General features: G+C 58.5%; 15 protein-coding genes. 11 read left to right on the top strand and 4 right to left on the bottom strand.

What is annotated here, in order from left to right; all coding sequences use genetic code 11:
• Positions 1 to 170 precede the first annotated feature (170 nt).
• Positions 171 to 917 carry an SDR family oxidoreductase gene (locus ASF70_RS23170; protein ID WP_062583310.1) on the bottom strand — a complete coding sequence of 249 codons (747 nt, stop codon included), beginning with the start codon at positions 915 to 917 and terminating at the stop codon, positions 171 to 173.
• Positions 918 to 1,448: 531 nt separating this feature from the next.
• A complete protein-coding gene (locus ASF70_RS23165; protein WP_244474117.1) occupies positions 1,449 to 2,660 on the bottom strand; it encodes an MFS transporter in 1,212 nt (403 codons plus the stop codon).
• Between the two features lie 168 nt (positions 2,661 to 2,828).
• Here ASF70_RS23165 and ASF70_RS23160 point away from each other — a divergent pair, with 168 nt between their 5' ends.
• The 8 genes from ASF70_RS23160 (at position 2,829) to ASF70_RS23125 (ending at position 9,958) form a co-directional block, all read left to right on the top strand.
• Complete coding sequence (locus ASF70_RS23160; protein WP_200943584.1) at positions 2,829 to 3,380, top strand: TetR/AcrR family transcriptional regulator; 552 nt, start codon at positions 2,829 to 2,831, stop codon at positions 3,378 to 3,380.
• 425 nt (positions 3,381 to 3,805) lie between these two features.
• Positions 3,806 to 4,639, top strand: coding sequence for a transporter substrate-binding domain-containing protein (locus tag ASF70_RS23155; RefSeq protein ID WP_062583304.1), 834 nt, complete (start codon positions 3,806 to 3,808; stop codon positions 4,637 to 4,639).
• Between the two features lie 22 nt (positions 4,640 to 4,661).
• Positions 4,662 to 5,408 carry an amino acid ABC transporter permease gene (locus tag ASF70_RS23150; RefSeq protein ID WP_062583302.1) on the top strand — a complete coding sequence of 249 codons (747 nt, stop codon included), beginning with the start codon at positions 4,662 to 4,664 and terminating at the stop codon, positions 5,406 to 5,408.
• Positions 5,409 to 5,491: 83 nt separating this feature from the next.
• Entirely contained in the window at positions 5,492 to 6,205 is a 714-nt protein-coding gene (locus tag ASF70_RS23145) for an amino acid ABC transporter permease (RefSeq protein ID WP_244474123.1), read from the top strand.
• Positions 6,206 to 6,217: 12 nt separating this feature from the next.
• The gene (locus tag ASF70_RS23140) at positions 6,218 to 7,006 is read left to right on the top strand and encodes an amino acid ABC transporter ATP-binding protein (RefSeq protein WP_062583300.1); all 789 of its coding nucleotides are present in this window, start codon (positions 6,218 to 6,220) and stop codon (positions 7,004 to 7,006) included.
• A 2-nt stretch (positions 7,007 to 7,008) separates the two neighbouring features.
• Positions 7,009 to 8,349 (top strand): MmgE/PrpD family protein, encoded by a 1,341-nt coding sequence (locus tag ASF70_RS23135; RefSeq protein ID WP_062583298.1) that lies wholly within the window; start codon positions 7,009 to 7,011, stop codon positions 8,347 to 8,349.
• 15 nt (positions 8,350 to 8,364) lie between these two features.
• Complete coding sequence (locus ASF70_RS23130; RefSeq protein WP_062583296.1) at positions 8,365 to 9,675, top strand: LLM class flavin-dependent oxidoreductase; 1,311 nt, start codon at positions 8,365 to 8,367, stop codon at positions 9,673 to 9,675.
• A 127-nt stretch (positions 9,676 to 9,802) separates the two neighbouring features.
• Positions 9,803 to 9,958, top strand: coding sequence for a hypothetical protein (locus ASF70_RS23125; RefSeq protein WP_156461926.1), 156 nt, complete (start codon positions 9,803 to 9,805; stop codon positions 9,956 to 9,958).
• A gap of 266 nt (positions 9,959 to 10,224) precedes the next feature.
• Here ASF70_RS23125 and ASF70_RS23120 read toward each other — a convergent pair whose 3' ends face one another.
• Positions 10,225 to 10,971: a phosphoglycerate mutase family protein gene (locus ASF70_RS23120; RefSeq protein WP_062583292.1), complete on the bottom strand. Its 747-nt coding sequence runs from the start codon at positions 10,969 to 10,971 to the stop codon at positions 10,225 to 10,227.
• 108 nt (positions 10,972 to 11,079) lie between these two features.
• Positions 11,080 to 11,271: a hypothetical protein gene (locus tag ASF70_RS24700; protein ID WP_062583290.1), complete on the bottom strand. Its 192-nt coding sequence runs from the start codon at positions 11,269 to 11,271 to the stop codon at positions 11,080 to 11,082.
• Between the two features lie 597 nt (positions 11,272 to 11,868).
• Here ASF70_RS24700 and ASF70_RS23110 point away from each other — a divergent pair.
• The 3 genes from ASF70_RS23110 (at position 11,869) to ASF70_RS23100 (ending at position 14,750) form a co-directional block, all read left to right on the top strand.
• Complete coding sequence (locus tag ASF70_RS23110) at positions 11,869 to 12,909, top strand: ABC transporter substrate-binding protein (protein ID WP_062583288.1); 1,041 nt, start codon at positions 11,869 to 11,871, stop codon at positions 12,907 to 12,909.
• 141 nt (positions 12,910 to 13,050) lie between these two features.
• On the top strand, positions 13,051 to 13,851 hold the full coding sequence (locus ASF70_RS23105; RefSeq protein WP_062583358.1) for an ABC transporter ATP-binding protein: 801 nt from the start codon (positions 13,051 to 13,053) through the stop codon (positions 13,849 to 13,851).
• Positions 13,848 to 14,750, top strand: a complete 903-nt coding sequence (locus ASF70_RS23100; protein ID WP_062583286.1) for an ABC transporter permease — start codon at positions 13,848 to 13,850, stop codon at positions 14,748 to 14,750. Before ASF70_RS23105 ends, ASF70_RS23100 begins: the two co-directional genes overlap by 4 nt.
• Positions 14,751 to 14,759 lie beyond the last annotated feature (9 nt).

The raw sequence follows: 14,759 nt of genomic DNA, 5'->3' as shown, positions 1-14,759 counted from the left end.
TAGACCGCACCATGGTTAAGGATAGTGGCGGGGATACAAAATGATTAGGTGGCATTCATCGCTTGGACATATCGATCCTGGACATCAATCAATTGGATCGGTTCTTCAGCCGCGGAGGATAGCTCGCAAGCCAGTGAGCGACAGGGCTACCGGAGTTTGGGCAACTTTGCTCAAAGCTGCTGGGCAGTCGGTCGGAAAATAATCTCGTTCACATCGACCTCCTCCGGCTGACTGATGACAAAAGCCGCTACACGCGCATAGCTATCTGCGGAGATGCCGATTTCGTTGACGTAGTCGCTATTCGCCGTCTTGACCGTCTCGTCAGAGATCTGGTCAAGCAACTCGGTCTTGACTGCTCCCGGGCTTAAAATAGTCGTGCGGATGTTATAGTCCTTCACCTCTTGGCGAAGACCTTCGCAGATTGCCCGGACGGCAAACTTCGTCCCCGAGTAAACAGATGAGGCTGGGAACACCAGATGACCTGCTACCGAGGCCGTCGTGATAATATGGCCAGACTTCTGCGCCTTCATATGAGGTAGAGCCGCGGCGATGCCATAGAGGACGCCCTTGATGTTGACGTCGATCATTCGGTCCCATTCCTCGACTTTAAGCGCTTCGAGGGCGGAAAGGGGCATAATGCCGGCGTTGTTGATCAGAACATCAATGCGACCGAAAGCCTTGACTGAGGCATCGATAAGGGTGGCGATATCTGTGCGGTTAGTAACATCCGTCGCGACAGCCAACGCTTGGCCTCCGGCAGCCTTGATGTCGCTCACTAGAGCTTCAAGACGTTCTACTCGACGGGCGCCAAGCACGACTTTCGCGCCATGACCTGCGAGGTGACGGGCCGTTGCCTCTCCAATCCCGCTGGAAGTGCCTGTGATGACTACGACTTTGTTTTCAATATTAGGGGTCATGTATCTTCTCCGAGAGCTTGAGGCGGTGGATCGCCGGGTGGGGTTTAAAAATCGTGCCGCGAATAGAGGAACGTAACCCATCTGCATGGCGCCTCGAGACACGTTTGAGGGCTCGGGTTCCGACGCACCTAAATTGTAGTAACACCGGTCAGTCTTGGCTTTTGATTGCATGCAGACGGTGCGTTGCCGAATGCCATTAGGCGGCGCAATTCTGGATATGCGCTACCCACCCTATGCCGGAAACAAGCGCAAGCACGCAGAAGGCGCACGATTGGAAGCCTGAAAATTTCATGGTGTTCTCCTTTACATTGAATGGGTCGTTTTACACCGGATCCCCCAACGGGATTAGGTCATCCATTCCGCATACGGTTATGTGCAATTTGGACCAATCGTTAGGTTTGCGTGAACGGAATCGAACCGCTGACCCGTTGTTACTAAGCGCCAATGGGAGTCATGGCTCCGCATTTCAGTCGCGGTCGTGTTTCGGCCCCATCGCTGCAACGATGGACCGATCCATGTCTTCGTGAACCGTCAGTGTCCCCCCACCTTTGCGTTGGAGGTGCGTGCACCCGGAGTAAATCCGCGCGCCCGTCCGGACCAAGCGATCAGAAGGGCGATGATCAGCAAAACGGTCAGCGCCCAGGGAAACGCCGTGGGCCCATACGCATCCAAAAGGATACCGCCAATGATTCCGCCACCTGCGATGGCGCCATTCCAGGCGACGACGTTCATCGACAGTGCAACGTCCGCACCATCACCCGCGGTGTCGGCCAGGGCGGTTTGCAAGAGCGTTGCGGCGCCGCCGAATGTCAGGCCCCAAATGGCAACGCCACCATATACCACCCAAGGCAACATCGAAACGATCCCGAAAAGGAGGGATACCAGTGCAAAGGCGGCTAGACTGGTCAGCACGGTCGCTCGCAGGAGACGGTCGACCAGCTTTCCCGCCATCCAGATACCGACGAGCGCGGCCAATCCAAATACAAGAAGAACAAGGTCGACCCGATCCTGGAGCCCGGCCGACTGAACGAAGGGTGCGATATAGGTGTAGAGAATGTTGTGCGCGAGCATCCATGCAACGACAACGGAAAGCACCGGTCGAACGCCGGCGGTTGAAAATACCCGAAGCAGGGGCAGTCGATCGCCCTTCTTCTGGCCTGGATAGTCCGGCACTTTCATTATGACCCAGCCGATCAGGATCAATGTCAATATCGACATGATCCAAAAGGCGGTTCGCCAGCCGACCTGCGCACCAAGCCATGTCCCCATCGGCACGCCAAGCGACAGCGCGATCGGCGTTCCTACCATAGCGATCGCCATCGCCTTCCCCTGTTGATGTGCAGGGACCATGCGTCGTGCATAGCCTGCCAAAAGGCTCCAAGCCAAACCAGCGGCAACGCCAGCAAAGAAACGTGCGACCAATGTGAGTGTGTAGTTGGACGAAATCGCAGTCACAGTGTTGAAGATCAGAAACCCAATGATGGTGGACAGCAGGACTGTCCTGCGCCGCCAACTGCTTGTGGCAATGGTCAAAGGAATCGCCGCGAGCAGCGAACCGAGGGCGTAGACAGTCACCATCTGGCCAGCAAGGGATGGAGAAACGGCTAAACCCTCAGTGATCTGCGGCAGAAGCCCCGCGGGTAGGGTCTCTGTAAGAATACAAATAAAGCCAGTCATCGCCAGTGCCAGCAACCCAGCAACAGGCAATCGTTGGGTGTCTTTTTCAGATTCGGTAGTTTTCATTGATTTCATTGCCCTCGATATATAGATCGGACGATCCAGATATCGACATCAAGCACCCTTGGCAAGATATTCTGGATCGAATAGTACAGAATAAGTTTACGGAGGCACGATATGGCTCGAACTGGGCGGCCAAGGGCGTTTGACAGAGACAAGGCACTGGATGACGCGATGATCCTATTTTGGGAGCAGGGCTATGAGCCAACCTCTCTCAATCAACTGAAAGCCGCGATGGGAGACATTTCTCCGGCAAGTTTTTATGCGGCCTTCGGGTCTAAGGAAGCCCTCTTCGACGAGGTCGTCCTGCGCTATCAGGCCTCCTACGGGCGCGTAACTGCAAGCCTAAAGAATGAGGCTCTGCCACCACGCGAAGCTATCGAGACGGCTCTGAGGCTTTCCGCAAGGATGCAAACCGACAAGACACACCCGCCAGGATGCTTAATGATCCTGGGGGCCAACAACTGTGCGCCCGAAAATCGTCACGTAGATGATGTGCTCGCAGCCGACCGGATGCGAAATCGTGCGGGCATCGAAACCTGCATCAGGCGTGCAGTCGATGGAGGAGAGCTTGTCAGCACCACGAATGTACGTGGGTTGGCGACCCTGTTTCATACCTTCCTGATGGGTATCGCATTTGAAGCACGGGACGGTGCTGATGGCGGCGATATCAACGAAGCTGTGACAGCATTGATGCAGATATGGGATCGGTACATGGCGACGTGAGAGTGGCCTGGGCAAAGGGGCGGTACTGGATGACTGCTTCGGGGCGACTGCAAACCAATTGTGTTTAGCTAAGCTCTTGAACGGAATCGAACCGCTGATTCTCAGGTGATTGGCTAAGCCTATGATTCATAAGCCGCCGAGTACTCGTGCGCCGAAAGCAAATTTATGGAACGCCGCGAGGAATCGGGCACGTTCATCGTCGAGCTCACGACCCCCGCCGAACCACTTCGAGCTGGTGGATTTGGCTCTCGCGGAGCAGCTCCTGGACGGGCGAAGAGACCGTCTGGAGGCACCACTAGTAAACCATTCTCATTATTACGCCCTAATTGGAATGCCGCTCTGGTAAGGACCTGGAATTAGGTATGTCCTTGCTCGTGAGTTTTTCGCGGCGAGCCTAGTTTCACGTCCAAACTAGGAACCACTTGATGTTAGTCAAAACTATTACCAATACCGTTTTCGCAACTGCCCTAGCCGTTGCAACGCTGGCTGCGACGGGGGCGTCGGCCGATTCGACGCTCGACCGCATCAAGGGTCGCGGCAAGCTGACTGTCGGCGTGATTCTTTCCGGTGCTCCGTTCGGTGCTATCGACCCGAAAACCCAGGAGCAGACGGGTTTTAATATCGACATTGCCAAGGCACTGGCGGCAGACCTCGGCGTCGAACTGGAATCCGTGACCGTCACACCGCCCAACCGCGTGCAGTTCCTGCAGCAGGGCAAGGTCGATATCCTGATCGCTAACATGCAGTACACCGAAGAACGCGCCAAGGTGATGGACTATGTTCCAACGCCGTATGATCGTGCTGGCGGTGCCGCCGTGGTGCGGAAAGACAGCGGTCTCAAGGATTGGGGCGATCTCAAGGGCAAGCCAGTCTGCATTTCGCAAGGCTCGAACTACGCACAGCCGCTTGCCGAAGAGTATGGCGCAATCGTCAAAGGTCTGCCAAGCCAGCCGGAATCGCTTCTGGCCCTTCAGGGCGGCAATTGCGTGGCTGCCGTCCATGTCGGCGCGACCGTCGGTCTGCTTCTGCAGGACCGCGCGGACGAATGGAAGGATTACGCCATCCCCTTCCCGTCCGAGCTCATCCCGTCAGATAGCGTGATCTGGCTGCGCAAGGGCGAGACCGATACGCAGGCAGCCCTCGACGGAACCGTGAAGAAGCTTCATGCGTCCGGCAAGATGCTCGAGCTTGCGAAGGCCAACCGCCTGCTCAACACCGCTTATCTCGAAGAAGAAAAGAAGAAGCTGTCCGCGCAGTAAGCGTGAAGCGGCGTTAAATGACATGCAGGACGTGAACCTGACCAGCCTGTTCGTCGATCTGACGGGCAAGCTTGGCCTCAATTACGAGTTTCTGGCGACGGGTTACGAGGAGCAGATCTGGCGTGACGGTTTCATCACCACGCTCTATCTCATCGCTATCACCATCCCTGTCAGCCTGATCTTCGGCCTCATTTTTGCGGCCTGCCTCACCTCGGGCAGGCTCTTTCTGTCTGCGCCAGTCAGAGCCTTCGTAGAACTCACCCGCAACACCCCGACGCTGGTGCAGCTGATGTTCAGCTTCCTGGTTCTCAATACGGGCGTTTCCAACATGCTGGGCGGCGCGCAGAACAATCCGCTCTCGCCGTTCTTCTGGGTCGTAGCTGTGGTCGGCCTGCATGTCGCGGCACTGCATGCCGAGGCGATCCGCGGCGGTATCGAGGCCGTGCCTTCGTCAATGATCGAAGCGGCGCGCGGCACGGGGTTCAGCCAGCTCGAGATCCTGCGCTACGTGCAGATCCCGCTCGCATTGCGGTCCTCTCTGCCAGCCATTGTCAACGGCCTGATCAGCCTCGTCAAATCGACCACGGTCGGCAATGCGATTGCGGTCAGCGAAATCACCTATGCCTCGATCATGGTGTGGACGCAGCGTGACAATGTGGTGGAGATGATGATCGTGCTTCTCGCCTTCTTCAGCCTAATCAATTTTGTGATCGCCCGCATCGGTCAATGGGTTGAGCGCAGGCTTGCCATATCGGGGTTCGGTCTATGAGCATGACAGAAACTCAGGAACCCAAGGAACCAAAAGCCACAGCCGCGAGCAGCCATGTTCTGCGTTACGTCGGTTTTGTGGCTATGCCGCTGCTGGTCGTGGTCTGGTCGCTGCTCGACCTGTCGCTCGGTCGCGAACTGGTGGCTTGGATCCCCTATCTCGCGTCGGGCTTTTCGATGAACATCCTCATCACCGTCTGCGCGGTCACGCTTGGCACCACGGCCGGGGTTCTTCTCGGTCTGATGCAGATGGCGCCCTACTGGTTCATCCGCTTGCCGGCGCAGATCTATGTCCAGATATTCCGCAATGCGCCCGCTCTCGTGCTGATTTTTGCCACGACCTACATCTTCCCGTTCGAGATCGTGCTGTTCGGCAACTACCTGCCGTTTCCGGATTGGGTGAAGGCGGTGATCGGCCTTGCCATTCTCGCGAGCGCCTATATCGCCGAAATCACCCGCGGTGCCGTGCTGTCCATCCCGACCACCCAGTGGGAAGCCACCAAGGGCCTGGGTTTTTCGCGCCTGCAGGCGCTGCGCTTCGTCATTCTGCCGCAATGTGTGCGCCGGTCCCTGCCGCCATGGATGAATGTTGCCTCCTCGATCGCGATGGGTACTTCGCTTGCCTCGCTGGTGGGTGTGCATGAACTGATGCATGCCGCGACCGATGCCAGCACCGCCGTGCGCCGGCTCGATTTCACCATCATTGCCTATGTCGTTGTGATGGCCGCCTTTTTCACACTCTGCTACCCGATTGCCCGCCTGACCCGTCGCCTCGAACAGCGCTTCAACGCGGGCTGAAGGATTTTTGACATGACTGCATCATCAGACACCGCGATCGTGAAACTGGAAGACGTTCACCTGTCGTTCGGGCAGACCGAAGTGCTGAAGGGTATCGACCTCACCATCAACAAGGGTGATGCCGTTTCTATCATCGGCCCCTCCGGGTCGGGCAAATCGACCATCCTTCGCTGCATCAACGCGCTGGTCACGCCGCAGAGCGGCAAGATCACTGTCGCCGGAACCCGCGTCGATCAGTTGACAAAGGAAAGCGAACGCATTGAGCTGCGCAAGCGCGTCGGCATCGTGTTCCAGCAATACAATCTGTTTCCGCACCTGAGCGTACTCGACAATATCGTGCTGGCGCCAACCCGCATTCTCGGCGCCGACAGGACTGCCACGGTGAAGCTCGCCCGCGAGCTTCTTGAAAAGGTGCGGCTATCGGAGAAAGCGGATGCCTTTCCCGGACAGCTTTCCGGCGGCCAGCAGCAGCGTGTGGCGATCGCCCGTGCGCTTGCCATGAAGCCGGAACTCGTGTTGTTCGATGAGGTCACCTCGGCACTCGACCCGGAAACCGTGGGCGAGGTTTTGTGGGTGATCCGCGACCTCATCCGCGACGGCATGACCAGCATTCTCGTCACCCACGAAATGCGCTTTGCCGAAGAAATCAGCGACACGGTGGTGTTTACCGAAAACGGCCGTATCGTCGCTCAAGGCTCGCCGCAGGAAATCTTCCACGCATCTGATAACCCGCGCATCCGCCAGTTCGTCGGCGGCCTGTCGGGCGGACGCGGCTCCGTTCGCGACAACGAGGTCATCTGATCATGGCAAAGGCACCCCTCACCACCGCATTCGCCAACGCGATCCTCCGCTCTGACCCGCGCCGCGACACGGCCGCGATGGATGCGGCACGCACCGCGCTCATCGACTTTCTCGCCTGCACGATTGCGGGTGCAGCCGACCGCACGACCGGCGTTCTCGCCAATGCCGTCGGCGCAAGCCTGCCGGGTGACGCGATCCTCGTTGGAAGCGACAGGAAGACCGATCCGCTGGTGGCCGCCATCGTCAATGGTTATGCCGGGCATGTGCTTGATTACGACGACGTTCATGCGAGCGTGCGTGGGCACCCCACCACCGTGATCATTCCAGCGCTGCTATCGCTTTCCGCCCAGCGTCGGTTCTCGGCCGAGGCGCTGATCGCGGCTTACGTGGTCGGGCTGGAGGCGATGGCGCGGCTTGGCCTCTCGCTCGGTTCCAAGCACTATGAAAACGGCTTTCACGCGACGGCAACGCTTGGGCCGATCGGCATCGCTGCCGCCATCTGCCATTTGACCGAAGCCTCGGTGGAAGAAACAGCGGTCGCGCTTGGCATTGCCGCCACACAGTCATCAGGACTGCGATTGCAATTCGGCTACGACACGAAACCCTACCATGCCGGCATGGCAGCCCGATCCGGCCTGCTGGCGGCACGGCTTGCCGCAGCAGGGTTCAGCGGCGCGCCTGATTTTCTCGACAATTCCGTCGGCTTTTATTCGGCTTATGCATTCGGCGCCGAACGACCGGAACTTGTCACCGAGAACTGGGGGTCGCCGTGGCAGATCGTAACGCCCGGCCTGACACTTAAAGCCTATCCCTGCTGCACCGCCAGTCACCCGGTCGCCTCGCTGGGTATCGACCTGCACAAGGAGGGCCTCGGCGCCGAGCGGATCGAAAGCATCACCTTCACCTATCCGCCCGGAGCAGATGCCGCGCTGGTGGTGACGAAGCCTACCAACGGCATCGAAGCCCGGTTCAGCCCGGAATACGTCTTTTCCGCTGCCTTGATCGATGGCGCGCTGCGGCTTGATCATTTCGACGACCGCCCTGTCGAAGACCGGATCATGGCGCTCGCCAGCCGCGCGAGCCGCCGCCATGATGAGACGGCGCCGCGCATGTCGAGCGATCCGGCCACCCGCTTTGTCGTTCTCGATGTCACGCTTGAAGGCGGCAGTGCGATCCGCCGCCGGTTCGACGGCCTGCCGGGCGTGACCGATCCGAGTGAAAAGTTCCGTGACGCGACGGCGGCCAACCCGGCTTTCGCCGACATTCCCGACCTTGTCCGCAGCATGAGAAGCGAGGCCGACCTTACCCGGCTCCTTTCCCTGCTCAACCAGAACCCAGTCTAACGAAAGAATTTTCGAATGAGTGCCAAGAGACAAATCCATCTCGGCCTGTTTCTGCAGGGCGCCGGCCACCACGTTTCCGGATGGCGTCACCCGAATGCCGAAGCCGGCAGTGAGAATTTCGATCTTCTGCGCCGCGTTACCCAGATGGCCGAACAGGCGAAGTTCGACATGGTGTTTCTGGCCGATGGCCTTACCAGCGGCGTCGACGCGCACCCATCTACGATCGCCCGGTTCGAGCCGCTGACACTGCTTGCGGCCCTAGCACTGGTGACAGACAAGATCGGACTCGCGGCCACGTCGTCGACCACCTATGGCGAGCCCTATCACACGGCGCGGGCGTTTTCCTCGATCGACCACCTGAGCCATGGCCGCGCCGCGTGGAACATCGTCACCACATCCTATGCCCGAACGGCCAACAACTTTTCCAAGTCCCATCCCGAACACGACGAGCGTTATGCCGTCGCCGAGGAATTCGTCGATGTGGTTCGCGGCCTGTGGGACAGCTGGGAAGACGATGCATTCGTCAAAGACAAGGACAACGGTGTCTATGCCGACCCCTCCAAGCTTCATCTGCTCGATCACAAGGGCAAATACTACTCTGTCAAAGGCCCGCTCAACATCCCGCGTTCGCCTCAGGGTCACCCGATCCTCATCCAGGCGGGCTCTTCCGGCCCCGGTCAGGATCTTGCCGCCCGCAGGGCAGATGTGGTCTTCACGGCCCAACAGAGCCTTGCCGAGGCACAGGCTTTCTACAAGAGCCTGAAAGGCCGTGTCGAAAAAGCCGGCCGCGCAGCCGATGACGTTGCCGTCATGCCGGGTTTTTTGCCGGTGATCGGCCGCACATCGAAGGAAGCAGCCGAAAAGCTGGCCGAACTCGACCAGTGGACGGAGCTGAAGAGCGCCATGCCGCTACTGGAAGAGCGCATTGGCCACAGCCTTGGAGACTACGATCCGGACGGTCCGCTGCCGGATCTGCCGATTTCAGATCAGTTGCGCAGCCGGGCCGAGCTGCTCACTGCGCTTGCTCGCCGCGAGAACCTGACGATCCGCCAGCTGGCCCTTCGCGTGGCCGCCGGCCGCGGCCACCATATCGTGCTCGGCACGCCCGAGGAGGTTGCCGACCGCATGCAGGAATGGTTCGACGGCCGCGCCGCCGACGGTTTTAACATCATGCCGCCGTTCTTCCCGGAAGGACTGGAAGATTTCAACGATCTCGTCGTGCCGATCCTGCAGGAACGCGGCCTGTTCCGCACAGAATACACCGGCTCGACGCTCCGCGATCATCTCGGTCTGACACGTCCGCCGGTTTCTCGTCGATCGATGTAGTGACATCGCTGCAAAAAAGGTCGCCACTTTGACTGTCCGTTGACGCACGGCGGCTCCAGCCATATCCAATGAATCGGAGAACGTTTTGGAGGGTTGGCGGTTATGGTCAATTGGTAAGGACGATCCTATGTTGACCATTGAAATAGACCAATTCGTGAAGGTCGCCAAAAGCGAGATGGTACGTCGTGCTACGCAAGCACTCCAGCACAATCGCGCGACGGAAACAGACGAGCGTTTTGAACGCTTGTTGAACCGGCTTCTCAGGGCAGAAAAGAGCCGCTGATGATCGACATTGGACTTATCGTCGGCGAGTATCGACACCTGATCCGCAACAACTCGAACGGCCGTTGCGTGAATTTTCTTGGCTGTTAGTCCATCCTATCAACGACATCTCGTCCTACCTGCAGCTCGCATCGCCGGCCGGTAACAAAGAGCGCCAATCTCGCAACGCCTCCGGCGCGCTGGCCTTTATATTAATCGATCGTGCCGCCGCCGACCTACAAGCTAAACAAATTTTGGACCGCGGTATCCACTGCGGGTGTCGCGCATTCAGACCTCCGGCTCTGACCTTATCGTTAACTCTGCGCCATACGCCTGGCGCAGATCGTTCTGACCACGCTGACGGTCGGTCGCCTGATGCAACAGCGTCGAGGTGTATCCCATTTCGCGCGTTCCCTCGATCAGAGTGATGTCAGCATTCCCTGGATTGTCCGAACGTTCGAACCAGTCGACAGGATGCTGCAGAAAATTCATCTCGAAGGCACGGTTGGTGACACCGTGGCCAACGATCACCACGTTGTCGTGGCCGTGTCGGGCCTCGTGCATGATCGTCTGCAGGAATAACCGCATGCGCTGCGCAACATCGGCGCGGCTTTCACCATCCGGTGGCCGGGCGTAGAATTTGCCGTTGTTGCTGCGCAGTCTCGCCCACTTCTCGAATTCGTCGGGAAACTTTTGCCTCCGCTCGGCGTGGTCATAGATTTCAGTGAAGAGGCCGAAATCCTGCTCCCGCAACAGATAGTCTTCGCGCACATTGCCGATGCGTTCGACAGGCAAGGCTTCAAGAAGCGCGTCCTTGCTTTGCCGTGTCCGCAGGAACGGTGAGTACCATACGCGCAGCTTCTGCGCGCCCCGCCCGGTCAGGCCGGACATATAGGCCGCGATCACAGCCCCGGCTTCGGCGGCCTGGCGATGTCCCCACTGCGTCAGCGGTACGTTGTGATCGCCAAACTGGCTGTAAGCCCGTTCGCCGAGATTGCCGAGGGATTCGCCGTGGCGAACAAGAAAGATGCGCATCAGCCATCCCGCTGCAAAGGTTTGGACATGACCGCTACCATGGACGCTTGTCGAACGACTGGAAATCCTGTCGGCATTGCCAAGGCAAGCCTTTATTGCCCTGGGTTTTCAAATCCGTCGCGACCACAAAAGCAGGGCCAAGCCACACGCTGCCGTGATCGCCCCGCGGGATATCCAGGGTCGTTGGTCGATCATAAAGCTCGCGGCCGGATAGGGAAAATAGCCGCTTCCCTGGGCCGCCCAGATCAGACCTGCAACGATCAGCAGCAGGCCGAAACCGAATAACGCTTTTCCAGCCATCGTCACCCCTTTGCCGGGACGACAGGGCGCCGCGGTCAACCGATTGGTAAAACTTTGCTTCGCTGTCGTAAAGACTGCTGCCAGATACTTAGAGCATCAAGTCGGCTAAGCCTCTGGTCCCTGAAACAGATCTGATCCAGCAACACCGGTGCGCTTCTCAAACTAAACCTCTCAACTCCTGCGATTTTGCAAAGTGTGTTATTTACGGCGATTGTGTTCAGATCGACTGCGGTCCTCATTTGAACCCATCCTCCGAATTGTGGAAGCCTGCCGGTTCATGGGCAACAGGTCGTGCGAAGGATCTGAGCGTGTCAGTCGAGAGATACCCGTATTTAGGAGCAAGCTTGGGCGGAGCCAATTGCATCCGTCGAGAGCCAACTCCGTCTGAGCTGCCGACGCGAAGACATTTATTCCGATGCGCTCTTATTCTGCGACAATCTGCTCTCATTTCGGCCTTCAGATTAGAAGCCGGCGACATTGATGGATACGAGACTGCTGCGTAGGCTTAGCCTCCGGTGATGCGGACAGCGCGCCCCGTCGCGTGCCTGAAAGGGCGCTCGGACTTCCGATTTACTCATATGCAGCGGATTTCGTGCAATGGCATCTTCTCACCTTTCGACGTTCTCCTCCAGGTTGAGGCGCTACAAACTAGGCCTGGCTGCCGTCGGTATTCTCGGCGCGCTTTCGGCAGGGCCTGCTGCTGCCGAGGGCAAAATCCGGATAGCGCAGCAGTTCGGCATCTCCTATCTCATCCTCGACGTGGTCAAGGATCGAAAGCTGATTGAGAAGCATGCCAAGGGAGCAGGCTTCGACGTCGAAGTCGAATGGGCGAGCATTTCCGGTGCCACGGCAATGAATGAAGCGCTGCTTGCCAACAATCTCGACATCGTGTCGGCTGGCGTGCCACCCGCACTGACCCTGTGGGATCGCACCCGTGACCGCCAGAACGTCAAGCTGGTGGCAGCTCTTGGCTCGCTGCCGAATTACTTGCTGACCACCAATCCGAATGTCCGTCAGCTCAAGGATTTCGGACCGACAGACCGGATCGCCGTTCCGGCTGCGGGCGTAGGATTTCAGTCGCGTACCCTGCAGATCGAGACAGCCAAGATTTTTGGTACGGCGGACTTCAAGAAGTTCGACGACATTTCCGTGAGCCTTCCACATCCGGATGCTACCGCGGCGCTGATCGCCGGCGGAACGGAAATCAACTCGCATTTCTCGTCCGCGCCCTTTTACTATCAGGCGCTTCAGGGAAATCCGGCTGTGCACAAAGTCATCAGCTCCTACGATATCCTGGGCGGGCCTGCGACATTCAACGTGCTGTACACAACGACAGCCTATCACGATCAAAATCCGAAGACTTATGCCGCATTCTACGCGGCTTTGCGTGAAGCGGCGGAGTGGATCGACGCGAACAAGGCCGGGGCAGCCGAGGCGTTTATCAGGCAACAGAGTTCGAAACTGTCGCCAAAACTCATCCTCGATATCATCAACGATCCCGAGAACGACTTCACGATCACGCCGCAGAACACCTTCGTCTACGCGTCGCAGCTCCAGAAACTCGGGGTCCTGAAGACCGAGGCCAAGTCCTGGAAGGATTATTTCTTCCCTGAAGCCCATGGCGAAGACGGCAGCTGAACCGGCCGACACACCCAGCCCCTGCTGAAAATGACGGGTTGGAAACGATCCGCCATTTTTGCTGAAAGACAAGTGGAATAGAATTTGGACGGCATATCTGCGTTTGAACCGCAAGCCAGCGCGGATGAAAAGACGATCGGAATGGATGGCGTGACGCTTTCCTCGCCGCTTCTTTCTGTCGAGAACGTCACGTTGGAATATCGCGCGCCTGGGCGCGTGGTGCGCGCAACGCAGAATGTCAGTTTTGATGTTTGGGAAGCGGATCGGTTTGTTCTTCTCGGCGCTTCAGGTTGTGGCAAGTCCACGCTCTTGAAAGCCGTCGGCGGCTTCATTGCCCCGCGCGAAGGACGAATCCTGCTGGATGGACATCCGGTGCACGGCCCGGGGCCTGACCGCGTTGTCGTCTTCCAGGAATTCGACCAATTGCCGCCCTGGAAGACAGTTCGGGAGAATGTCGCATTTCCTGTACGGGTCTCCGGTCGGATGAGCCGCAAGCAGGCTGCGGAGCGGGCGGACTATTATCTGGACAAGGTCGGGCTGAGCCGGTTCGCCGACGCCTATCCTAATACGCTGTCTGGCGGCATGAAACAGCGTGTGGCAATTGCGCGGGCGCTCGCCATGGAGCCACGGGTCCTACTGATGGACGAACCGTTTGCAGCCCTCGACGCCCTTACACGGCGCAAGATGCAGGAAGAATTGTTGCATCTGTGGGAAGAGGTGCGGTTCACTCTTCTCTTCGTGACGCATTCCATTGAAGAGGCGCTAGTTGTCGGAAACCGGATTGCGCTCCTGTCTCCGCATCCCGGCCGGATGCGGGCAGAAATCAACAGCCACGAATGGGATCTGAACAGTGGCGGAAGCCCCGAATTCCAGGCAGCCACAAACCGCATCCACGGCCTTCTGTTCGATCAGCCGGAAACCGCAGGGGAAATCCGGACATGACCGAGACTTCAAGCGTCAGAGCCGCACCCGCAGCTCGCCCCTCGCCGCCCGTGCGGCCTGAATATGAACGACCCCTTGAGCCGCTTGCCGCGGACAGTGTCGACACGGTGCTTCCTCTCCACCAGAGGCTCTGGCAGCGTGCTTGGCTGCGCAAGTCGGTCATTCTGGTCGCCCTGGCGCTGCTCTGGCAGGTTGTCGCGACGATCCAGGGGAATGACCTGCTCTTGCCGTCGTTTACCCAGACGATACGGGCCTTTGTCGAAGATATCGCCAGCGGGGTTCTTCCCGTTCGGGCGATGTATTCGCTTGACGTCTTGTTCAAGGGCTATTTCACAGGTGTGGTGCTAGCATTCCTTCTGACCACGCTTGCGGTCTCGACCCAGATCGGACGCGACTTCCTCTCGACGCTAACGTCAATGCTGAACCCTTTGCCGCCGATCGCGCTTCTCCCCCTGGCGCTGCTTTGGTTTGGTCTGGGTCAGGGAAGCCTTGTCTTCGTGCTGATCCATTCGGTGCTCTGGCCACTCTCCCTCAACATGTATACCGGGTTTACGAGCGTGCCGGAGACCCTGCGCATGACGGGTCGCAACTATGGTCTTCGGGGCCTGCGATACGTGTTCTTGATCCTCGTTCCGGCAGCCCTGCCCTCGATCATTGCCGGCCTCAAGATAGGCTGGGCCTTCGCCTGGCGGACGCTGATCGCGGCCGAGCTCGTCTTTGGCGCTTCCTCCGGCCGAGGCGGGCTTGGCTGGTACATTTTCCAGAACCGCAACGAGCTCTACACCGACCGCGTGTTTGCAGGGTTAATCACGGTCATCCTGTTTGGTCTTCTGGTCGAAAACGTCGTGTTCCGCCAACTGGAACGACGCACGGTGGCCAAATGGGGAATGACGCGCTAGTCGTGAGGG

Origin of the sequence: Rhizobium sp. Leaf321 (assembly GCF_001423215.1) — a bacterium.
GTDB lineage: Bacteria > Pseudomonadota > Alphaproteobacteria > Rhizobiales > Rhizobiaceae > Neorhizobium > Neorhizobium soli.
The sequence above is the reverse complement of the archived record's forward strand: the minus strand, read 5'-3'. Positions and strand labels throughout refer to the sequence as shown.